Annotated in this window: 17 protein-coding genes; 9 read left to right on the top strand and 8 right to left on the bottom strand. The window is 69.3% G+C overall.

Features of this window, described 5'->3' with window-relative positions:
• The first annotated feature begins 82 nt into the window (after window positions 1-82).
• The 4 genes from IEY69_RS15645 to IEY69_RS15630 all read left to right on the top strand — a co-directional run bounded on the left by IEY69_RS15645 (window position 83) and on the right by IEY69_RS15630 (window position 3,843).
• Window positions 83-1,456 carry a sensor histidine kinase gene (locus IEY69_RS15645; protein WP_189074079.1) on the top strand — a complete coding sequence of 458 codons (1,374 nt, stop codon included), beginning with the start codon at window positions 83-85 and terminating at the stop codon, window positions 1,454-1,456.
• Window positions 1,457-1,509: 53 nt separating this feature from the next.
• Window positions 1,510-2,283 (top strand): NTP transferase domain-containing protein, encoded by a 774-nt coding sequence (locus IEY69_RS15640; protein ID WP_189074078.1) that lies wholly within the window; start codon window positions 1,510-1,512, stop codon window positions 2,281-2,283.
• Between the two features lie 109 nt (window positions 2,284-2,392).
• Window positions 2,393-2,629, top strand: coding sequence for a ferredoxin (locus tag IEY69_RS15635; RefSeq protein ID WP_046843451.1), 237 nt, complete (start codon window positions 2,393-2,395; stop codon window positions 2,627-2,629).
• Window positions 2,630-2,907: 278 nt separating this feature from the next.
• Complete coding sequence (locus IEY69_RS15630; RefSeq protein ID WP_189074077.1) at window positions 2,908-3,843, top strand: magnesium transporter CorA family protein; 936 nt, start codon at window positions 2,908-2,910, stop codon at window positions 3,841-3,843.
• A gap of 69 nt (window positions 3,844-3,912) precedes the next feature.
• Here the strand turns inward: IEY69_RS15630 and IEY69_RS15625 are convergent, their stop codons facing one another.
• The 4 genes from IEY69_RS15625 to IEY69_RS15610 form a co-directional block, all read right to left on the bottom strand.
• Complete coding sequence (locus IEY69_RS15625) at window positions 3,913-4,269, bottom strand: DoxX family protein (protein ID WP_189074076.1); 357 nt, start codon at window positions 4,267-4,269, stop codon at window positions 3,913-3,915.
• 98 nt (window positions 4,270-4,367) lie between these two features.
• Window positions 4,368-5,099 carry a ribonuclease PH gene (gene rph, locus IEY69_RS15620; protein WP_189074075.1) on the bottom strand — a complete coding sequence of 244 codons (732 nt, stop codon included), beginning with the start codon at window positions 5,097-5,099 and terminating at the stop codon, window positions 4,368-4,370.
• The gene (gene murI / locus IEY69_RS15615) at window positions 5,096-5,941 is read right to left on the bottom strand and encodes a glutamate racemase (protein WP_189074074.1); all 846 of its coding nucleotides are present in this window, start codon (window positions 5,939-5,941) and stop codon (window positions 5,096-5,098) included. The genes rph and murI overlap by 4 nt, the downstream gene beginning before the upstream one ends.
• A 22-nt stretch (window positions 5,942-5,963) precedes the next feature.
• Window positions 5,964-7,190, bottom strand: a complete 1,227-nt coding sequence (locus tag IEY69_RS15610; RefSeq protein ID WP_229784030.1) for an aminotransferase-like domain-containing protein — start codon at window positions 7,188-7,190, stop codon at window positions 5,964-5,966.
• A 110-nt stretch (window positions 7,191-7,300) separates the two neighbouring features.
• On the opposite strand from IEY69_RS15610, the gene fba reads away from it, so the two are divergent.
• From fba to IEY69_RS15585, 5 genes are all read left to right on the top strand, one after another.
• Window positions 7,301-8,218, top strand: a complete 918-nt coding sequence (gene fba, locus IEY69_RS15605) for a class II fructose-1,6-bisphosphate aldolase (protein ID WP_189074073.1) — start codon at window positions 7,301-7,303, stop codon at window positions 8,216-8,218.
• A 168-nt stretch (window positions 8,219-8,386) separates the two neighbouring features.
• Entirely contained in the window at window positions 8,387-9,112 is a 726-nt protein-coding gene (locus IEY69_RS15600; protein WP_189074072.1) for a hypothetical protein, read from the top strand.
• Between the two features lie 96 nt (window positions 9,113-9,208).
• A complete protein-coding gene (locus tag IEY69_RS15595) occupies window positions 9,209-11,776 on the top strand; it encodes a S8 family peptidase (RefSeq protein ID WP_189074071.1) in 2,568 nt (855 codons plus the stop codon).
• Between the two features lie 122 nt (window positions 11,777-11,898).
• The gene (locus IEY69_RS15590; RefSeq protein WP_189074070.1) at window positions 11,899-12,315 is read left to right on the top strand and encodes a CBS domain-containing protein; all 417 of its coding nucleotides are present in this window, start codon (window positions 11,899-11,901) and stop codon (window positions 12,313-12,315) included.
• A 114-nt stretch (window positions 12,316-12,429) separates the two neighbouring features.
• A complete protein-coding gene (locus IEY69_RS15585) occupies window positions 12,430-13,398 on the top strand; it encodes an oxidoreductase (RefSeq protein WP_189074069.1) in 969 nt (322 codons plus the stop codon).
• A 54-nt stretch (window positions 13,399-13,452) separates the two neighbouring features.
• Here the strand turns inward: IEY69_RS15585 and IEY69_RS15580 are convergent, their stop codons facing one another.
• The 4 genes from IEY69_RS15580 to dnaK form a co-directional block, all read right to left on the bottom strand.
• Window positions 13,453-14,355: a DnaJ C-terminal domain-containing protein gene (locus IEY69_RS15580; RefSeq protein ID WP_189074068.1), complete on the bottom strand. Its 903-nt coding sequence runs from the start codon at window positions 14,353-14,355 to the stop codon at window positions 13,453-13,455.
• 42 nt (window positions 14,356-14,397) lie between these two features.
• Window positions 14,398-15,132 (bottom strand): VF530 family DNA-binding protein, encoded by a 735-nt coding sequence (locus IEY69_RS15575; RefSeq protein ID WP_189074067.1) that lies wholly within the window; start codon window positions 15,130-15,132, stop codon window positions 14,398-14,400.
• A gap of 12 nt (window positions 15,133-15,144) precedes the next feature.
• The gene (locus tag IEY69_RS15570) at window positions 15,145-15,798 is read right to left on the bottom strand and encodes a nucleotide exchange factor GrpE (protein WP_373291068.1); all 654 of its coding nucleotides are present in this window, start codon (window positions 15,796-15,798) and stop codon (window positions 15,145-15,147) included.
• Window positions 15,799-15,942: 144 nt separating this feature from the next.
• Window positions 15,943-17,829, bottom strand: coding sequence for a molecular chaperone DnaK (dnaK, locus tag IEY69_RS15565; RefSeq protein ID WP_189074066.1), 1,887 nt, complete (start codon window positions 17,827-17,829; stop codon window positions 15,943-15,945).
• Window positions 17,830-17,877 lie beyond the last annotated feature (48 nt).

Below are 17,877 nucleotides of genomic sequence, written 5' to 3'. Positions count from 1 at the left end.
GGCTCCTCCTCTGCGGGGCAGCTCTACGAGTCGCGTCCGCTCGGACCCAGCGGTCTTTCCAGCCCATTCAATCGGAGTCCGTATGACCTTGCGGGCGCGGCTGGCGTTGTGGGCGGCCCTGGCGACCGGCGTGGCGGTGCTGCTGGTCGCGGGGGGCCTGTACTGGTCCGTGAACGGGTTCCTGCTGCAGGCGCAGGAGCAGCGGGTCATGAGCGTGCTGGGTACCGTGCAGGGCCGCGTGGAGGGGCTGCTGCGGCCGCGCCCGTCGGACGACCTGCTGGGATCGGTGCTGGGTGTCCAGCAGATCAGCGTCTCGCAGGCGGACCTGGAGCGCATCGCGGACGACGTGGACCGCCGCGGCGTGGACCTGCGCGTGATCGCCCGGCAGGCGGGCGGGCTCGCGTCGGTCGGCACGCCCAGCTTCCCGTCCGGGGTGCCCGTGACCCTGGGGCCGGGGCTGCACCTGACGGGCACGCACCTGATCCTGGAGCGGCCCCTGCGCGGCGCGTCGTTGCAGATCGCCGTGGACGCCCGTTCGCTGCGCGAGGCGCGTGAGGCGTTCCTGCGGGCGCTGGTCGCGCTGGTGCCGCTGGCGCTGCTGCTGTCCCTGCTGGTCGGCTGGGTGGTCGCGGGGCGGCTGCTGCGGCCCGTCCGGGCGCTGGAGGGCGCGGCCCACGCGATCGGGCAGGGCGGGGACCTGCGCCGTCCGCTGCCCGGCGCGGGCGACGGGGATGAACTGGCGCGGCTGGCCCTGACGCTGCAGCGCAGCTTCGCGCACCTCGCCGACGCCCGCGACCGCGAGCAGGGGTTCCTGCGCGCCGCTGCGCACGACCTGCGCTCCCCGCTGGCGGCGCTGACCGCGCGGGTCGAGGGGACCCTGGCCCGCGACCGGGACGCGGAACGGTACCGCGCGGACCTGCGGGAGATCGGCACGGACATCACGCGGCTGTCCACCCTGGCCAACCACCTGCTGCTGCTGGCGCGGGACCCGGCGGCGGTGCAGCGCGCCCCGGTGCCGCTGCGGGACCTCGCGGCGGACGCCGTGGACCGCGCCCGTGAACTCGACCCGCTGGCCGACGTGGACCTGGACGGCGCCGGGGCCGTCACGGTGCCGGGCGACCGGGTGCTGCTGGGGCAGGCGATCTGGAACCTCACCACGAATGCCGTGCGGCACGCGCCGGGCGCGACCGTGCTGGTGCAGGTCCGCGCGGTGCCCGGTGGGGCCACCGTGACCGTGCAGGACGACGGCCCCGGCGTGGACGCCGGCACCCTGGCCCGCCTGGGTGAGGCGTTCTACCGACCTGACGCCAGCCGTACCGCCGACGCGTCCGGCGCGGGGGGGCACGGGCTGGGGCTGGCGCTCGCGCGGCACGTCGCGGGGCTGCATGGCGGCACGCTGGAGATCGGCAGTGCCCCCGGCGCGGGGTTCCGCGTCACGCTGCACCTGCCGGGATAGGCGGCCCGGCAGAGCGGGGAGGCGGCCGGGGTGGTCTGCTACTCTGTGCGGCAATGAACAGTTCAGTGCCGCGCTGGAGTGCCGTCGTGCTGGGAGGCGGGGACCCCGGCGACCCCTTCGCCGCCGCGCACGGCGTGAACGTCAAACCGCTGATTCCCGTGGCGGGCGCTCCCATGGCCCTGCACGTCCTGCGGGCCCTGCGCGGCAGCGACCGGGTGGGGCGTGTGGCGTACGTGGGGCCCACCACGCCCGACCTCGATCCGCTGATCGACATCCGCGTGACCGACCACGGCACCCTGCTGAGCAACCTCGAAGCCGGGGTGGAGGCCCTGCGCGGTCTGGGCCTCACCCCCGGCGAGCGGGTGCTGGTCGTCACCGCCGACGTGCCCATGCTGCGCCCCGAGGAGGTCCGGGACGTGCTCGAGAGCGCCCCCGACGCCGGGCTGGTGTACCCCGTCGTGCGGCGCGAGGTCTGCGAGGCCGCGTACCCCGGCGTGAAACGCACCTACGCCCGCCTGAAGGACGGCACGTTCACCGGCGGGAACCTCTTCCTGCTGGACCCGGCATTGATCGGACAGTTCCTGCCGCGCCTGCGCGAGGTCCTCGCCGCGCGCAAGGCCCCCCTGAAACTCGCGGGGCTGATCGGCTGGGACGTGCTGCTGCGCCTCCTCACGGGCCGCCTGAGCGTGCAGCGGCTGGAGGAGAAGGTGTCCGGGCTGCTGGGCGTGAAGGCCCGCGCGCTGATCACCCCGCACGCCGCCGTCGGCACCGACGTGGACAAGGACGCCGACCTGACGCTGGCCGAGGCGCAGCTGCGCGGGAACTGAACCGCGTGCCAATTCCGAGGGGAATACTCGGTTTTGGCGAGCTGAACGATAAAAATCCTGTCCAGTTTCGGCCTTGCGCGCGTGGCGCGCGGTGTGCATACTGTCCCTCATGCCTCACGTGATCGTTAGCCCCTGCATCGGCGTCAAGGACCAGGCCTGCACGGAAGTCTGCCCGGTGGAATGCATCTACGACGGCGGCGACCAGTTCCTGATCCACCCCGACGAGTGCATCGACTGCGGCGCGTGCGTCCCCGCCTGCCCCGTCAGCGCCATCTTCCCCGAAGAGGACGTCCCCGGCGGCGAGGAAAGCTTCATCGAGAAGAACCGCGTCCACTTCGGCCTCTGAACCCCACCTGCGTGCGCCTCCCCCTCCCGAATGCCCGGTGAGAGGGAGGCGCGCTCCATGCAGACGGGCGCCGCCTGCGGCCCGGCGTCCCTTGCAGCGCCGTGCCCGGCGGGGCTAGCATGACTCCCGCTGCGCCCCCCACACGGGCGCGAGGCCCCCGAGGAGGTGATGACGTGACCCCAGACCCCCACACCCTGGACGGCGAACCGCCCAGTCGACCTCTGACCACGCCCCACCCACCCCGGAGGTCGCCCCATGCTCCACCCTGAAGGCCGCGCATGCTGACGTACTACCGCAGCGTCGGCGGCAAACTGAACACCATTGACGGGTATATTGACGGCTGCTGGATCAACGCCGCCGACCCCAGCCCGGAAGAACTCGCCCGCGTCGCCCGCGAGACCGGACTGGACCTCGACTACCTGTCGTACCCGCTCGACCCGGACGAACGCTCCCGCTTCGAACGCGAGGACGGGCAGCTGCTGATCATCATGCAGACCAGCTACCGCCTGCCCGAGGACAGCGACATCCCCTACGACACCGTCCCGCTGGGCATCCTGCACACCGATCACTGCCTCGTGACCGTGTGCGCCCTGCCGGAAAACCCCGTGGTCAAGGACGTGCTGGGCGGCCTGGTGCGCCGCGTCAGCACCGTCAAGAAGAACCGCCTGACGCTGCAACTGTTCCTGCGCAACGCCCAGCGCTTCCTGATCGACGTGCGTCAGATCAACAAACGCGTGGACGCCATCGAGGACAAACTGGAGAACAGCCAGCAGAACCGCGAACTGCTGAACCTCCTGAAACTCGAAAAGAGCCTCGTGTACTTCCTGACCGGCCTGAAGGCGAACGAGGCCATGATGGAACGCGTCAAACGCGACCGCATCTTCGAGATGTACGAGGAGGACAGCGACCTGCTCGACGACGTCCTGATCGAGAACCTGCAGGCCATCGAGATGGCGTCCATCGCCAGCAACATCCTCACCAGCATGGCGGGCGCGTTCGCCAGCGTCATCAGCAACAACGTCAATCAGGTCGTGAAGGTCCTGACCGTGACCACCATCCTGGTCGCCATCCCGACCCTGGTGACCAGCATCTTCGGCATGAACGTCCCCATTCCCTTCCATGACAACCCGGAAGGCATCTGGATCGTGCTGGGCCTGGCCGTGGCGCTCGCCGTGGCGGTCGCCGGGGTGTTCTACCGCCTCCGCGTGCTGTAGAGGTTGATGGGGAACAAATGATGGTTGATAGGCGGGGAGACCCTCTATCAACCATCACCTTTCAACCTTCTACTCCTTACTGACGATCAGGAGCGCGCCGAACAGCGCGAGGTTCTTCAGGAACTGCGCCTGCTGCTGCTGCCGCTCCTTGCCCTGCTTGTCCCAGAAGGGATGGCCGATCACGGTGGTGGGAATCAGGCTGGTCGCCAGGGCGAGGCTGGCGGCGCGGGGCATCAGCCCGGCTGCCATCAGGGCGCCCGCGCCGACCATCACGCCACTGTTGACCTTCACGGCCAGTTCGGGTTCCGGGACTTCCGCGCCGCGCGCCGCGCGCACGATGGGTTCGGGGTTCTGCAGGTGATCCAGGCCATTCCTGATGAAGATGCTCGCGAGCAGCGCCCGCCCGATGAATCTCGTCACGCTCATGCCTTGCCCTCCTTGAACTGCCCCGGAGTCTACCGCAGGCACGCCCGGCCCTCATGCAGCCACCGATTGGGCGTCCCTTCAGTCAATGGAACCGGCACTCACATGCCCTGAATGACCGACAGCTGCCGCGTCAGGTCCGCCATGATGTCCTGCACGGCGCGCGTGCCGGTGGCGAGCATGCCCACGTACTCGTCGTGCGTCAGCACGCCTTCCTCGGCGCCGCCCTGCACTTCGACGATCAGGCCGTCGCTCGTGGCGACCACGTTCAGGTCCGCGCGGGCGACCTTGTCCTCGGCGTAATCGAGGTCCACGCGGATCTCGCTGCCGACCAGTCCGACGCTGACCGCGCCGATGTTGCGCGAGATGGGCCAGTCGGTCAGGCGGCCTTTCTGGATCAGGCGGTCGCAGAAGTCGTGCAGCGCCGCGTGCCCCGCTAGGATGCTCGCCACGCGCGTCCCGCCGTCCGCGACCAGCACGTCGCAGTCCACGTACAGCGTCTGGTTCCGGAAGTGACGCAGGTCCATCCCGGCGCGCAGCGCGCGGCCCAGCAGCCGCTGGATCTCGTGACGGCGGCCGTTCTGCAGGTTCCGTTCGCGGGCCTGCCGGTCGTTCGTGGCGCGGGGCAGCATGGAGTACTCGGCGGTCAGCCAGCCTTCCTTGCTGCCGCGCATGTGCGGCGCGGCCTTCTCTTCCAGGGTCACGGTCGCGAGGATCTCGGTGCGGCCCATGATCAGGTGCGCGCTGCCGGGCGCGTGCGGGTTCACGCCCCGCTTGACGGTGATGGGACGGGGCGTGAGGAGGTCGCGGCCTTCGCGGATGGGCTGGGTCATGTCTGTATGCGCTCGATTCTGGGCGGAGCCCGGTGAATTTCCCCCTCATTCTGCACGTTCGCGGCTCCCAGCGCACGGGACAGCAACTCCCGGACGACCGGCGCGGCCCGCGCGGGATCACCCGTCACGAGGAACGCCTCGGTCCCGCCCGAGATCCGCGCACTCAGCAGGCCGCGCTCCTCCAGCACCCGCCGCGTGTGCCGCGCGACCGCCGCGCCACTGTCCAGCAGCGTGAACGTGTCCCCGAACTCCGCGCGGATGCTGCCCGCCAGGAACGGGTAGTGCGTGCAGCCCAGCACCAGCCCGTCCGCCCCGGCCTCCGCCAGCGGCGTCAGGATCTCGCGCAGCACCTCACGCGCCCGCGCGGACTCCGCCTGCCCGGCCTCCACCAGCGGCACCAGTTCGGTGCTCACGGCTTTCAGCACCTGGACGCCCGCCGGGTCCGCGAACTCCCGGATCACGTCCGCCAGTAGCGTCCCCCGCATCGTGCCCGGCGTCGCCAGCACCCCCACCACCCCGGACCGGGACGCCAGGACCGCCGGTTTCACCGCCGGGACCAGCCCGATCACCGGCATGTCGAAGCGCGAACGCAGGTCGCCCAGGCTGAACGCCGACGCCGTGTTGCACGCCACCACCACGCCCTTCACGCCCCGTGCGTGCAGCGCCGACACGGCCCGCGCCGTCAGGTCACGGATCTCCCCGTCGGGCCGCGCGCCGTACGGGACGTGCGCCGTGTCCGCCAGGTACAGCAGGTCCTCGCCCGGCAGCGCCCGCCGCAGGTCCCCCAGGACACTCAGGCCGCCCACGCCACTGTCGAACACGCCAAGCGGTGCGTCACTCATCGCGCCTGATGATACGGGACGCTCAGCTCCCGGCCAGAGCCTCGCGCAGCGTGTCGCCCAGCGCCCGGATGCCCCGCGTGATCTGATCCGGCGTGGCATTGCTGTAGCTGAGGCGCATGGTGTTCTCGCCGCCGCCCAGGGCGTAGAAGGGACTGCCGGGCACGTACGCGACCTTGCGCGCGACGGCGCGGGGCAGCAGCGCCTGGGTGTCCACGCCCTGCGGGAGGGTCAGCCACAGGAACATGCCGCCCTCGGGCGTGGTGGACTGCACCCCGGCCGGGAAGTCCGCGTGGATGCGCTCGAGCATCAGGCGGGCGCGTTCGCCGTACGCCTGCCGCACCCGTTCGATCTGGCGGGGCAGGACGGTGTCCACGAGTTCCGCGATGATCATCTGGTTGAAGGTGGGCGTGTGCAGGTCCGCGCCCTGCTTCGCCTGGATCAATTTATTGATGATCGGCGCGGCGGCCTGCACCCACGCGTCGCGCAGGCCCGGCACCAGCGTCTTGGAAAAGGAACTGGAGTAGATGACGTGGTTGCGGTCCGCGTCGCCGTGCAGGTCCAGGCCCAGGCTGTAGAGGCTGGGGGCGGCCTCGCCCGTGAAGCGCAGCTGCCCGTACGGGTCGTCCTCGATCAGCAGGACGCCGTGCTGCGCCGTGAGTTCCACCAGTCGGCGGCGGCGCTCGGCGCTCAGGGTGCGGCCGGTGGGGTTCTGGAAGTTCGGCACGGCGTACAGCAGCTTCGCGCGCGTGGTCTTCAACACCTCCTCCAGCGCGTCCACGTCGATGCCGCCGTCATCGGTGGGCACCTGCACGTACCTGGGCAGGTACGGCTGGAAGGACTGCAGCGCGCCCAGATACGTGGGGGCCTCCACGAGCACCACGTCCCCCTCGTCGATCAGCACCTTGCCGAGCAGGTCTAGGCCCTGCTGACTGCCGGTCACGATCTGCACGTTCCGCGCCGGAATGCCCGCCTGCGCGCCGATCCACTCGCGCAGCGGCGCGTGCCCCTCGGTCGTCGAGTACTGCAGCGCCGCCGGACCGTACACGTCCAGCACGCGGTTGCTCGCGGCGCGCACCTCGTCCAGCGGGAACAGCTCCGGCGCGGGCAGACCCCCGGCGAAACTGATCACGTCCGGCTGCTGCGTGACCTTCAGGATCTCGCGGATGGCGCTGGCCGTCATGCTCTGCGCGCGGCGCGACAGCGTGCCGTCCAGATCGAAGGCCAGCGGGGCGGGAGAGGGGGTGGTCATGCCCGCATGGTAGTCCCCTGTCTACCCCGCGCGGCCCAGTCATGTGGACGGCCCCCGAGTGTGATCACGGTCACTCCGGGTAGAGTGGGGACGCTCAAGGAGGTATTCACATGCTCGTCACCGGTAACGACATCCTGATTCCCGCCCGCGCCGGCCACTACGGCGTCGGCTCGTTCAACACCAACAACATGGAGATCACTCAGGCGATCATCCACACCGCCGAGCGGCTGCGCAGCCCCGTCATGGTCCAGATGAGCGAGGGCGCCATCAAGTACGGCGGCCAAGACCTCGCCAACATCGTCATCGACCTCGCCAAGCGGGCCACCGTGCCCGTCGCGCTGCACCTCGACCACGGCAGCTCGTACGAGAGCGCGCTGAAGGCCATCAAGATGGGCTTCACGAGCATCATGATCGACGCCTCCCACCACTCCTTCGACGAGAACGTCAAGGAAACGAAACGCGTCGTGGAAGCCGCGCACGCCATGGGCATCAGCGTGGAAAGCGAACTCGGGCGCCTGGGCGGCATCGAGGAGCACATCGTCGTGGACGAGAAGGACGCCTTCCTGACCGACCCCGAGGAAGCCGTGCAGTTCATTGAGCAGACCGGCACCGACTACCTCGCCATCGCCATCGGCACCAGCCACGGCGCGTTCAAGGGCAAGGGCCGCCCCTACATCGACCACGCGCGCATCGAGAAGATCGCCAGCCTGACCGGCATTCCCCTCGTCGCGCACGGCAGCAGCGGCGTGCCGCAGGAGATCGTCGAACGCTTCCGCGCCGCCGGCGGGCAGATCGGCGAGGCCGCCGGGATCGCCGACGAGGACCTGCAGCGCGCCACGCAGTTCGGGATCGCCAAGGTGAACGTGGACACCGACCTGCGCCTGGCCAGCACCGTCGGCATCCGCGAGGCCCTCATGGCCAACCCCAAGGAATTCGACCCCCGCAAGATCTTCGGACCCGCAAGAGACGTCATGAGTCAAGTCATCGAGCACAAGATGCGCGTGCTCGGCAGCGTCGGCAAGGCCTGACCCACCATCCCCGGAGGGCCGGACGCCGTGTGCTCCGGCCCCTCTGTCTTTCCACCGACGACACCGCGCGCCGGATCAGATCCAGCTGATCCGGCGCTGATGGCCCATTCATCTTCGGACCGCCCCGCAACGGGAAATTCTCACCCTGCCCCTCTATTCTCACGGTGAATGAGACCGGCGGGATTCACATCATGGGTTGCGGTCACGCTGGGCGCACTGAGCGCCGCCCTCGCCGCTACACCGGCCAGTCTGCCCGCCCTGCCCAGCGGCTGGCAGGCCCGGGTGGCCGCCCTGTTGCCGCAGACCGGACAGACCGTGACCCTGCTGGAACGCCGACCCAGCATTTCCACCGTCGAACTGGAACTCGTGGTCGCCAGTGCCGGAGGCGACCGGGAAGTCCTGCGTCAGGTCACCGCCTCGGCCGCCCGGGGCGTGGCGCCGGTGTATGACAAACGGCTGAACATCACCCCCGAGGATTTCAAGCGGTACCTCGTCTTCCAGAACACTCTGGCGTCCACCGGGAAATCCTTCCGGCTGAATGTCACCCGGGACAGCAACCGCGTGACGTTCGGTGACAGCGCTGCCATGAACGGGGTGCTGCGCGGCGTCAGCATCGACCTGAAAACCGGGGAGATGCGCGGACCGGAAGGCTTCACCGCCCGGCCCGTCGCGGTCCCCGCCAACGACAACCCAGACCGGGGCCTGCTCGTCCGCAGCGGATTCCAGTGGCGCATGATCGGCAACAACGCCCAGATCGGCACGGGCGTGCGAGGCACGCTGAACCTCCTGCAACTCGCCAGTGGGCGCGTCCTGCTCAGCTACTCGCGCAAGAGCATGATTGACCGCAAGGTCGACGAGTTCGACCGAGAACTGATCGTCGAGTACGCCCGGTAACTCGCCTGGGCCCGCTGACGCCCGCCTGACCAGACGTCAAGGTCTCCTCACGTTCCCTTCAGGGGCCGTCACACCCTACCCCCTAGTCTGGGCCTCATGAAGAAGCGAAACCTCTTGATGCTCGGCGCGGCCCTGACCCTGGGCGGCCTGAGTCAGGCTGAAGCAGGCCGGATCTCCCCGACCCTGCTGCAACGCGCGCAGAAGGGCGACCAGACACAGGTGGGCGTCATCGTACGGTTCCAGTTCGCCAACGACGAACGCGGCCGCGCCCAGTTCAAGAACCTGCGCGGCCAGCTGAACAGCAAGCTGGCCGCACTGGGCCCCATGGCCGGGTTCGTCCGGCAGGCCGTGAACTCTGGCAAGGCCACGCAGCTGTGGCTGGACCAGAGCATCTACCTGCCCATGACCCCGGTGCAGGCCCGCGCCCTGGCCCTGCTCCCCTTCGTCAGTGATGTATTCGAGAACTTCAAGGTGCAGATTCCCAAACCGCAGCGCGCCGTGGCGCTCAGCGCCGCCGCCGCCGCTCCCGGCGAGGCCTGGCACCTCGCCAAGATCGGCGCGCCGCAGGCCTGGGCCGCCGGGTTCAAGGGGCAGGGCATCAAGATCGGCCACCTCGACAGCGGGATTGACGCCAGCCACCCGCAGCTGAACGGTAAGGTCGCCGCGTTCGCCGAGTTCAACGCCGATGGCGACCGGGTGGCGAACGCCGCCGCACGGGACACGACCAACCACGGCACGCATACGGCAGGCCTGCTGGTTGGAGATACCGTGGGGGTCGCGCCCAGCGCCAAGGTCATCAGCGCCCTGGTCCTCCCCAACAACGAGGGGACCTTCGCGCAGGTCATCGCCGGGATGCAGTACGTCCTCGACCCTGACAACAATGCCGACACCGACGACGGCGCGGACATCGTGAACATGAGCCTGGGCATTCCCGGCACGTTCGACGAATTCATCGTGCCCGTGCAGAACATGCTCAAGGCGGGCGTGGTCCCGGTGTTCGCCATCGGGAACTTCGGCCCGGCGTCCGCCAGCACCGGCAGCCCCGGCAACCTGCCCGACGCGGTCGGGGTCGGCGCAGTCGACAGGAACGGTCAGGTGGCGAGCTTCAGCAGCCGCGGCCCCGTGAACTGGAACAGCACCATCAAGGGTGTGTTCGTGAAACCCGACATCGCCGCGCCCGGCGTGGAAATTACCAGCGCCTTCCCGAACGGGCAGTACGGCGCCCTGAGCGGGTCCTCGCAGGCCAGCCCCATCGCGGCCGGTGCTGTGGCGCTGCTGCTCTCCGCGAAACCTGGAACGAGCGTGGATGCCATCAAGAACGCGCTCTATACCAGTGCCAGTAATGCGGGCAGCAAGAACAACAACGTGGGCTACGGACTGATCAGTGTCCCCGGCGCGCTGGGAAAACTGGGTGTGAATGCCGGTGGGACGCCAGCCCCAACGCCCACGCCTACCCCGACACCTACGCCAGCCCCAACGCCCACGCCTACCCCGACACCCACCCCGACGCCGACTCCCACTCCTACGCCGACACCCACGCCAGCGCCCGCTCCGGCACCCACCGGCCCGGCCGGTTACAGCCTCTGCGCGCTGGAAGGCAGCAAGTGCGACTTCAGCGGACAGAAGGACGCCGCGTTCGGCACCGCCGGCAAATACCTGACCGGCGTCGGAACCGACGGGTTCAACTGCACGGTCGCCGAGTGGGGCCGCGACCCCGCCCCCGGCCTGCGCAAGGGCTGCTTCATCAAGGACCGACCCGGCACACCCGCCCCGGCGCCGGCACCCACGCCCGCCCCGGCACCCACGCCCGCCCCGGCACCCAGCACCGGTAAGAAACCCACCGTCATGCTCGTGGATGACGACATGGGCCAGGGGGCTGACGTCACGGCCGCGCTGCGCGACGCCATCAAGGCCAACGCGGCCAGCGGCGGGGCGTTCGTGTGGAACACCCAGAGTCAGGGTGCCGTGCCCCTGAGCGAACTCAAACGCGCCGACATCGTCGTGTGGGCCACCGGCGAGCAGTACCAGAACACCATCACGCCCGCCGACCAGAACACCCTGCAGCAGTACGTGGCGGGCGGCGGCAACCTCCTGATCACCGGGCAGGACATCGGCTACGACATCGGCACCAGCGCCTTCTACACCGGCATCCTGAAGACGCGCTTCGTGGCGGACAGCAGCGGCCAGGCGAAATTCGTGACGCGCGGCGCGTTCGGCAGCACCGCCTTCACCCTGAACGCCCAGGGCAGCGCCGCCAACCAGTTCTACCCCGACGTGATCGCCGACCAGGGCGGCAGCAGCGTCGTCGCCTCGTGGGGCACCGCGAACGCGATCGCAGGGACGATCACTGCGCAGAGCATCCGCGTGGATCCGAACAAGAACCGCGCCGCGCAGAAGGTCAAGGAACCCCGCGGACTGGTCGAGCAGCTGGCCGCCAGCGTCGTGAACACCGTCCTGGGGCAGATCTTCGGTGGGAACACCCAGGCGCAGGGGCAGAACCGTCCGCGCGTCAGCGCCCAGTCCGCCGGTGAGAACGCCGGAGCGATCGTCGCGAACGACGCCGGGAAGTACCGCACGGTCACGATGGGCTTCGGCCTGGAGGGCCTGACGCCCAACAGCCGCAACCTCCTGATGAAGACCTCCTTCGACTGGCTGATGAAATAACCGCACCCGCCGGGCCGCCCGCGTTCACGCGTGGGCGGCCTGTTCCGTTGCCTCAAGGTTCTCCCGGCCCGGCTTGGGCAAGCTCCCATGCCGCCCGGAAGGTCAGGCGGTACGGTCAGGGCATGACCACCCTGCGCGACATCATGACCACCGACCTGACCACCACCGACCCCCGCGCCACCCTGAAGGAGGTCGCCACGCTGATGCGCGAACAGGACATCGGCAACGTGCTGATCATGGACGGCGACCGGCTGAGCGGCATCATCACCGACCGGGACATCGTCATTCGCGCCGTGGCATACGGGCACGACCTGGGCAGCGCCGCGACCGACTACGCCACCGGCAGCGTGTTCACCATGGATGCGGGCGCCAGCGTGCAGGAGGCCGCGAAGGCCATGGCGGACCGTCAGCTGCGCCGCCTGCCCGTCACGGACGGCGCGAAGGTCGTCGGGATCGTAAGCCTCGCGGACCTCGCCACGCGGGCCAGTGGCGGCGCGGACGAACAGGCCCTGCAGGGCATCAGCCAGCCCACGATCTGAACTGGGGCAGAGGGGGCGGCCTGGGCATCCCCCGGGTCGCCCCCTCTTGAGCGTTCCTCCATCCTGTGACCCCGGCGTTGACTTCGAGCGCACTCGAAGGACTACGGTGTCCGCATGACCCCTATCAAGAGCCCCCTGGCCCCCCGCGCTGACGCTGCCGACCTCGTGAAAGACATTGACCTGAAAGGGCAGACCGCCGTCGTGACCGGAGGGGCCTCCGGACTGGGCATCGAGACCGTTCGCGCCCTGCTGGGCGCCGGGGCGCGCGTGATCATGCCCGTCCGCGACACCGCGCGCGGCGAGCAGGTCGCCCGTGACCTCGCCCAGGCCACCGGGAACAGCGACGTGCACGTCCTGCATCTGGACCTGTCCTCGCTCGCGTCGGTGCGGCAGGCCGCCCGCGAGATCCTGGCCCTCGCCCCGCAGATCAGGATGCTCATCAACAACGCGGGCGTCATGGCTACACCGCAGGGCCAGACCGCCGACGGCTTCGAGACGCAGTTCGGCACGAACCACCTGGGGCACTTTCAGCTGACCCGCCTGCTGCTGCCCGCGCTGATGGCCGCCGCGCCCGCCCGCGTCGTGTCACTGAGCAGCAGCGCCCACCGCCTCAGCGACATCCACTGGGACGACCCGAACTTCCGGGCGACCCCCTACGACCCCTGGCAGGCGTACGGGCAGAGCAAGACCGCCAACGCCCTGTTCGCCGCCGAACTCAACCGCCGCTACGCCGACCAGGGCGTCACCGCGAACGCCGTCCACCCCGGCGGGATCATGACCGGGCTGCAGAAGCACATGCCCGAAGGCGAGGCGCAGCGGCGCGGCTGGATCGACGAGAACGGCGCGCCCCACCCCGCCTTCAAGACTCCCGCGCAGGGCGCGAGCACCAGCATCTGGGCGGCCACCGCGCCCGAACTGGACGGCGTGGGCGGCCTGTTCCTCGAGGACCTCCAGCAGAGCACCCCGCTGGACGAGACCAACCCCAACCCGATGTTCGGGTACAAACTCCACGCCCTGGACGCGGACAGCGCCCGCCGCCTCTGGACGCTCAGCGAGGACCTGATCGACCAGACCGGGAAATAAAGCCGCGACAGAAACGCCCCCGACCAGACCGGCGGGGGCGTTTTACTGGTGGCGTTACCCGAGGTCGCGCAGCCTGCGGTACAGCTCCTTCTGCTCGTCGCTCAGGGTGGCGGGCACTGTGACGTTCAGGCGGACGTACAGGTCGCCGCGCGTGCCGTCCTTCTTCGGCCAGCCCTGCCCGCGCAGACGCATACGCCGCCCGCCACTGCTGCCCGGTGGGACGCTCAGGTTTCCCTTGCCGCTCAGGGTCTGCACGGTCACGTCCCCGCCCAGCGCCGCGACGGGCGCGGGCACGTCCACGCTGGTGGTCAGGTGGTCGCCGTCCAGGTCGAAGCGGGCGTCCTCCAGCACGCGGATGGTCAGCAGCACGTCCCCGCCGCCCGGGCCCTGCCCGGCCAGTCGCAGGCGCGCGCCGTCGCGCGTGCCCGCCGGGACGCGCAGGCTCAGGCGTTTGCCGTCCACGTTGATGACCTCGTCCGAGCCGTTGAAGGCTTCCTCCAGCGTGACCTGCAGCTCGCCCTCCACGTTCTGCACGAAGCGGCGACTCTGCCCCGCGCCGCCCAGACCGCCGCCGAGGAGATCCTCGAGGTTCACCTGCGCGCCCCCCTGGAAGCCCGCGCCACCCCGCCGGCCGGCCCCGCCGAACAGGCCCTGGAAGAAGTCACTGAACTGCGACCCGTCGAAACCCGCGAAGTCCCCACCCTGGAACCCGCCGCCCTGGTAGCCGGGGGGCACCTGCCCGGTGTGGCCGAACTGGTCGAACACCTTGCGTTTTTCCGGGTCGCTGAGGACCGCGTAGGCCTCGCCGATCTCCTTGAACCGCTCGGCGGCCTTCTCGTCCCCGGCGTTCTTGTCCGGGTGGTACTGCTTGGCCAGTTTGCGGTACGCGCTCTTGATGTCCGCGTCGGACGCGCCGCGCGACACGCCCAGCACGTCGTAGTAGTCCTTGTACGCCATGACTCCCCTCCGTTCCCCGTTACGTCCCTGATCGTTACGTCTCTAGGCGCCCAGCTGTTCCAGGCGGTTGAGCACCACCCGCAGCCCGTACGACGTGGCGATCTCGCGGGCGGTCACGCCACGCCGGTCCGCCTGCCCCGGTTTCGCGCCGCGTGCCACGAGCAGGTCCAGCACGTCCGTACGCGGCGCGCGGCGACCCTCCCTGTACGCCTGTCCTTCCACGTCCACGCTGTGCAGCAGCGGCAACCAGTAGCGCGGGTCGTCTGGCAGCGCCCCCGCCTGCAGCAGCGCCCGGACGAACGTGGGCGGCGCGTCCCGGTCGATGGCGAGGTTCAGCAGCGGCAGCGTCGACGTGCCGGGCCAGAAGTTCACGTCGTGAATGCGGCCCAGCAGGGCCAGCAGGTCCGCCTCCGCCGCGCCGTGCCGCAGCGCCCAGCCGAGCGCCTCGTGTGTCTTCGTCTGACTTGGGGCCTGCACCTCGTCCGTCACGGTGCCGGTCTTGAGCGCCTCGATCAGCGGGTTGGCGTTCTCGCGCTGCACGAGCCGCACGTACTCGCCCTCCACCTGCTCGCGCGCCCAGCCTTCCTTGCGCAGCAGCTTCAGACTGCTCGTCACGCTCGGGTTGCTCTGAAAGCACTTCACCGGAATGCGCCGCGCCAGCTCGTCCCAGCCGTACTCGGCCTGGAGGTGCGTCACGACGCGTTCCAGCGTCACGCCATGCAGCGGATCGCGGGCCGTTGATGGCTGACGCGGCAGGCCTTTCTCTCCATCAACCATCAACGTTCCCCCTCAACCCTTCCGGCTGACGACGACGCGCGCGGGGCGCACGAGGCGGTCGCCCATGCGGAAGCCCAGCTGGTACACCTGAACGATCACGTCGTCCTCGTCGCCGGGCACGACCTGCAGCGCCTCATGCCACTGCGGGTCGAACGCCTCGCCTTCCTTGCCGGTCGCTTCCAGGCCCAGGCCCGCGAACACGCCCAGGATCTTGCCCTGCACGGCCTGCATGCCGGGGATCAGCTTGGCGGGGTCGGCGGCGCCCATGGTCACGGCGCGGTCCATGTCGTCGTACACGGGCATCAGCGCCTCGGCGGCCTTGCTGACGCCCTGGCCCTGCGCGGCGTTCACGTCCTCCTGGGTGCGGCGGCGGTAGCTGTCGAAGTCGGTCGCCAGACGCGCCAGGCGGCCTTTCAGGTCGGCGTTCTCCTTCTCCAGTTCGTCGGCGCGTTCCAGTTTCGCCATCATCTCCTGCACCTGCCCGAGCATGCCCTCGTCCAGGCCGTCCATGCCGGGGAAGGCGGTCTCGGCGTCCTCAGCCATGTTGTCGGCCTCGGTGTCGGGCACGTCCAGGCCGTCCTCGTTGACGGTTTTTGCGGTGGCTTCAGCGGTGTCGGTGGGTTTGTGCTGGTCGTCGGTCATCTTGGGGCCTCTCTTGCGGAACATTCGTTCCAGCTTAGTCTCACGGCGGGTGAAGGTTGGGAGAACCGCTCAGCCCGGGTGGATGTGGGACGTGCTCGTGGGGCAGGGGAGAGGCGGCGCGCTGGCCGTCCTCTCCCCTGGGGTGTGCTGTTCGTGGAGGACGCGCGCTTATTCGGCGGGTTTGAAGTCCGCGTCGATCACGTCGTCATCCTGCTTGTCCTTGCCAAGGTTGACGGTCCCGTCGTCCTGCTGACCCTGCGCCTGCGCGGCGGTCATGAAGGTGCGGAGTTCCTCTTCCAGCTTCTTCTGCGCGGCGTCGATGCGGGCGTCGTCGTCGCTGCGGACGGCTTCCTCGGCCTCGTCGGCGGCGGCCTTCAGCTTGTCCTTGGCATCCTGCGTGGCAGAGCCGTTTTCCTCGATCTGGCCGAGGGCCTGGACGCGCAGGCTGTCGAGGTTGTTGCGCTTCTCGACCTTCTCGCGGCGCTGCTTGTCGGCGGCGGCGTTCTGCTCGGCTTCCTGCACCATGCGTTCCACGTCGCTCTTGTCGAGGGTGGTGGTGTTCTCGATGCGGATGCTGGCTTCCTTGCCGCTGGTCTTCTCCTTGGCGGTGACGTGCAGGATGCCGTTGGCGTCGATGTCGAAGGTCACCTCGATCTGGGGCTGACCGGCGCGCATGGGCGGGATGCCTTCCAGTTTGAAGCGGCCCAGGCTCTTGTTGTCGTTCGCCATGGGGCGTTCACCCTGCAGGACGTTGATCTCCACGCCGGGCTGGTTGTTCTCGGCGGTGGTGTAGATCTCGGTCTTCTTGGCGGGCACCGTGGTGTTGCGGGTGATCATCGGGGCGATCATGCCGCCCTTGACTTCCACGCCCAGCGTCAGCGGGGTCACGTCGACCAGCACGATGTCGCCCAGGCTGGAGTCGCCCTGGATGATCCCGGCCTGCACGGCGGCGCCGAGCGCGACGGCCTCGTCGGGGTTCACGGACTCGTTGGGGGTCTTGCCGATGATGTCCTGCACGATGCGCTTCACGGCGGGGATGCGGGTGCTGCCGCCCACCAGGATCACTTCGTCGATCTTGCTGGCGTCCAGCTTGGCGTCGGCGAGGGCCTGCTCGACGGGCTTGCGCACGCGGCGCAGCAGGTCGCTCGTGAGTTCCTCGAACTTTGCGCGGCTCAGGGTGCGCTCGAGGTGCATGGGGGTGCGGGTTTCGGGGTCGAAGGTGATGAACGGCAGGCTGATCGAGGTCTCGGAGGCGTTGCTGAGTTCGATCTTGGCCTTCTCGGCCGCTTCGATCAGGCGCTGCAGGGCCTGCTTGTCCTTGCGCAGGTCGAAGTTGTTGTCCTTCTGGAATTCGCCCGCGAGCCAGTCGACGATGCGCTGGTCGAAGTCCGCGCCGCCCAGGTGAGTGTCGCCGCTGGTGGATTTCACTTCGAACACGCCGTCGCCCAGTTCGAGGATGGTCACGTCGAAGGTGCCGCCCCCCAGGTCGAAGACCAGGACGGTCTCGTTGCCTTTGCGTTCCAGGCCGTAGGCGAGCGCAGCGGCGGTGGGTTCGTTGATGACGCGCAGGACGTTCAGGCCCGCGATCTCACCGGCCTGCTTGGTGGCCTCGCGCTGGCTGTTGTCGAAGTACGCGGGCACGGTGATGACCACGTCGCGGATCTTCTCGCCCAGCTTGGCGCTGGCGTCGTTCACGAGTTTGCGCAGCACCTCGGCGCTGACCTGCTCGGGCGCGAGGTCCTGACCGTTCACTTCGATGCGGACGCTGCCACCGGGGCCTTCTTTCACGGTGAAGGGGCTGCGTTCGGCTTCCATCTTCACTTCGTCCCAGCGGCGGCCGATGAAGCGCTTGACTTCGAACAGCGTGGCGGCGGGGTTCAGGGCAGCCTGACGGCGGGCGATCTGCCCGACGAGGCGCTCGTCGCCCTTGTACGCGACGACGCTGGGGGTGGTGCGGGCGCCTTCGGCGTTCACGATCACTTCGGGGCGGCCGCCTTCCATGACGGAGATCACAGAGTTGGTGGTACCGAGGTCAATTCCGACTGCTTTGGGCATGTTGACTCCTGTGGGGATGGGGATTTGCTGCCGCGCGGGCAGCAGTTC

Source organism: Deinococcus sedimenti, assembly GCF_014648135.1.
Taxonomy (GTDB): Bacteria; Deinococcota; Deinococci; order Deinococcales; family Deinococcaceae; genus Deinococcus; species Deinococcus sedimenti.
The sequence above is the reverse complement of the archived record's forward strand: the minus strand, read 5'-3'. Positions and strand labels throughout refer to the sequence as shown.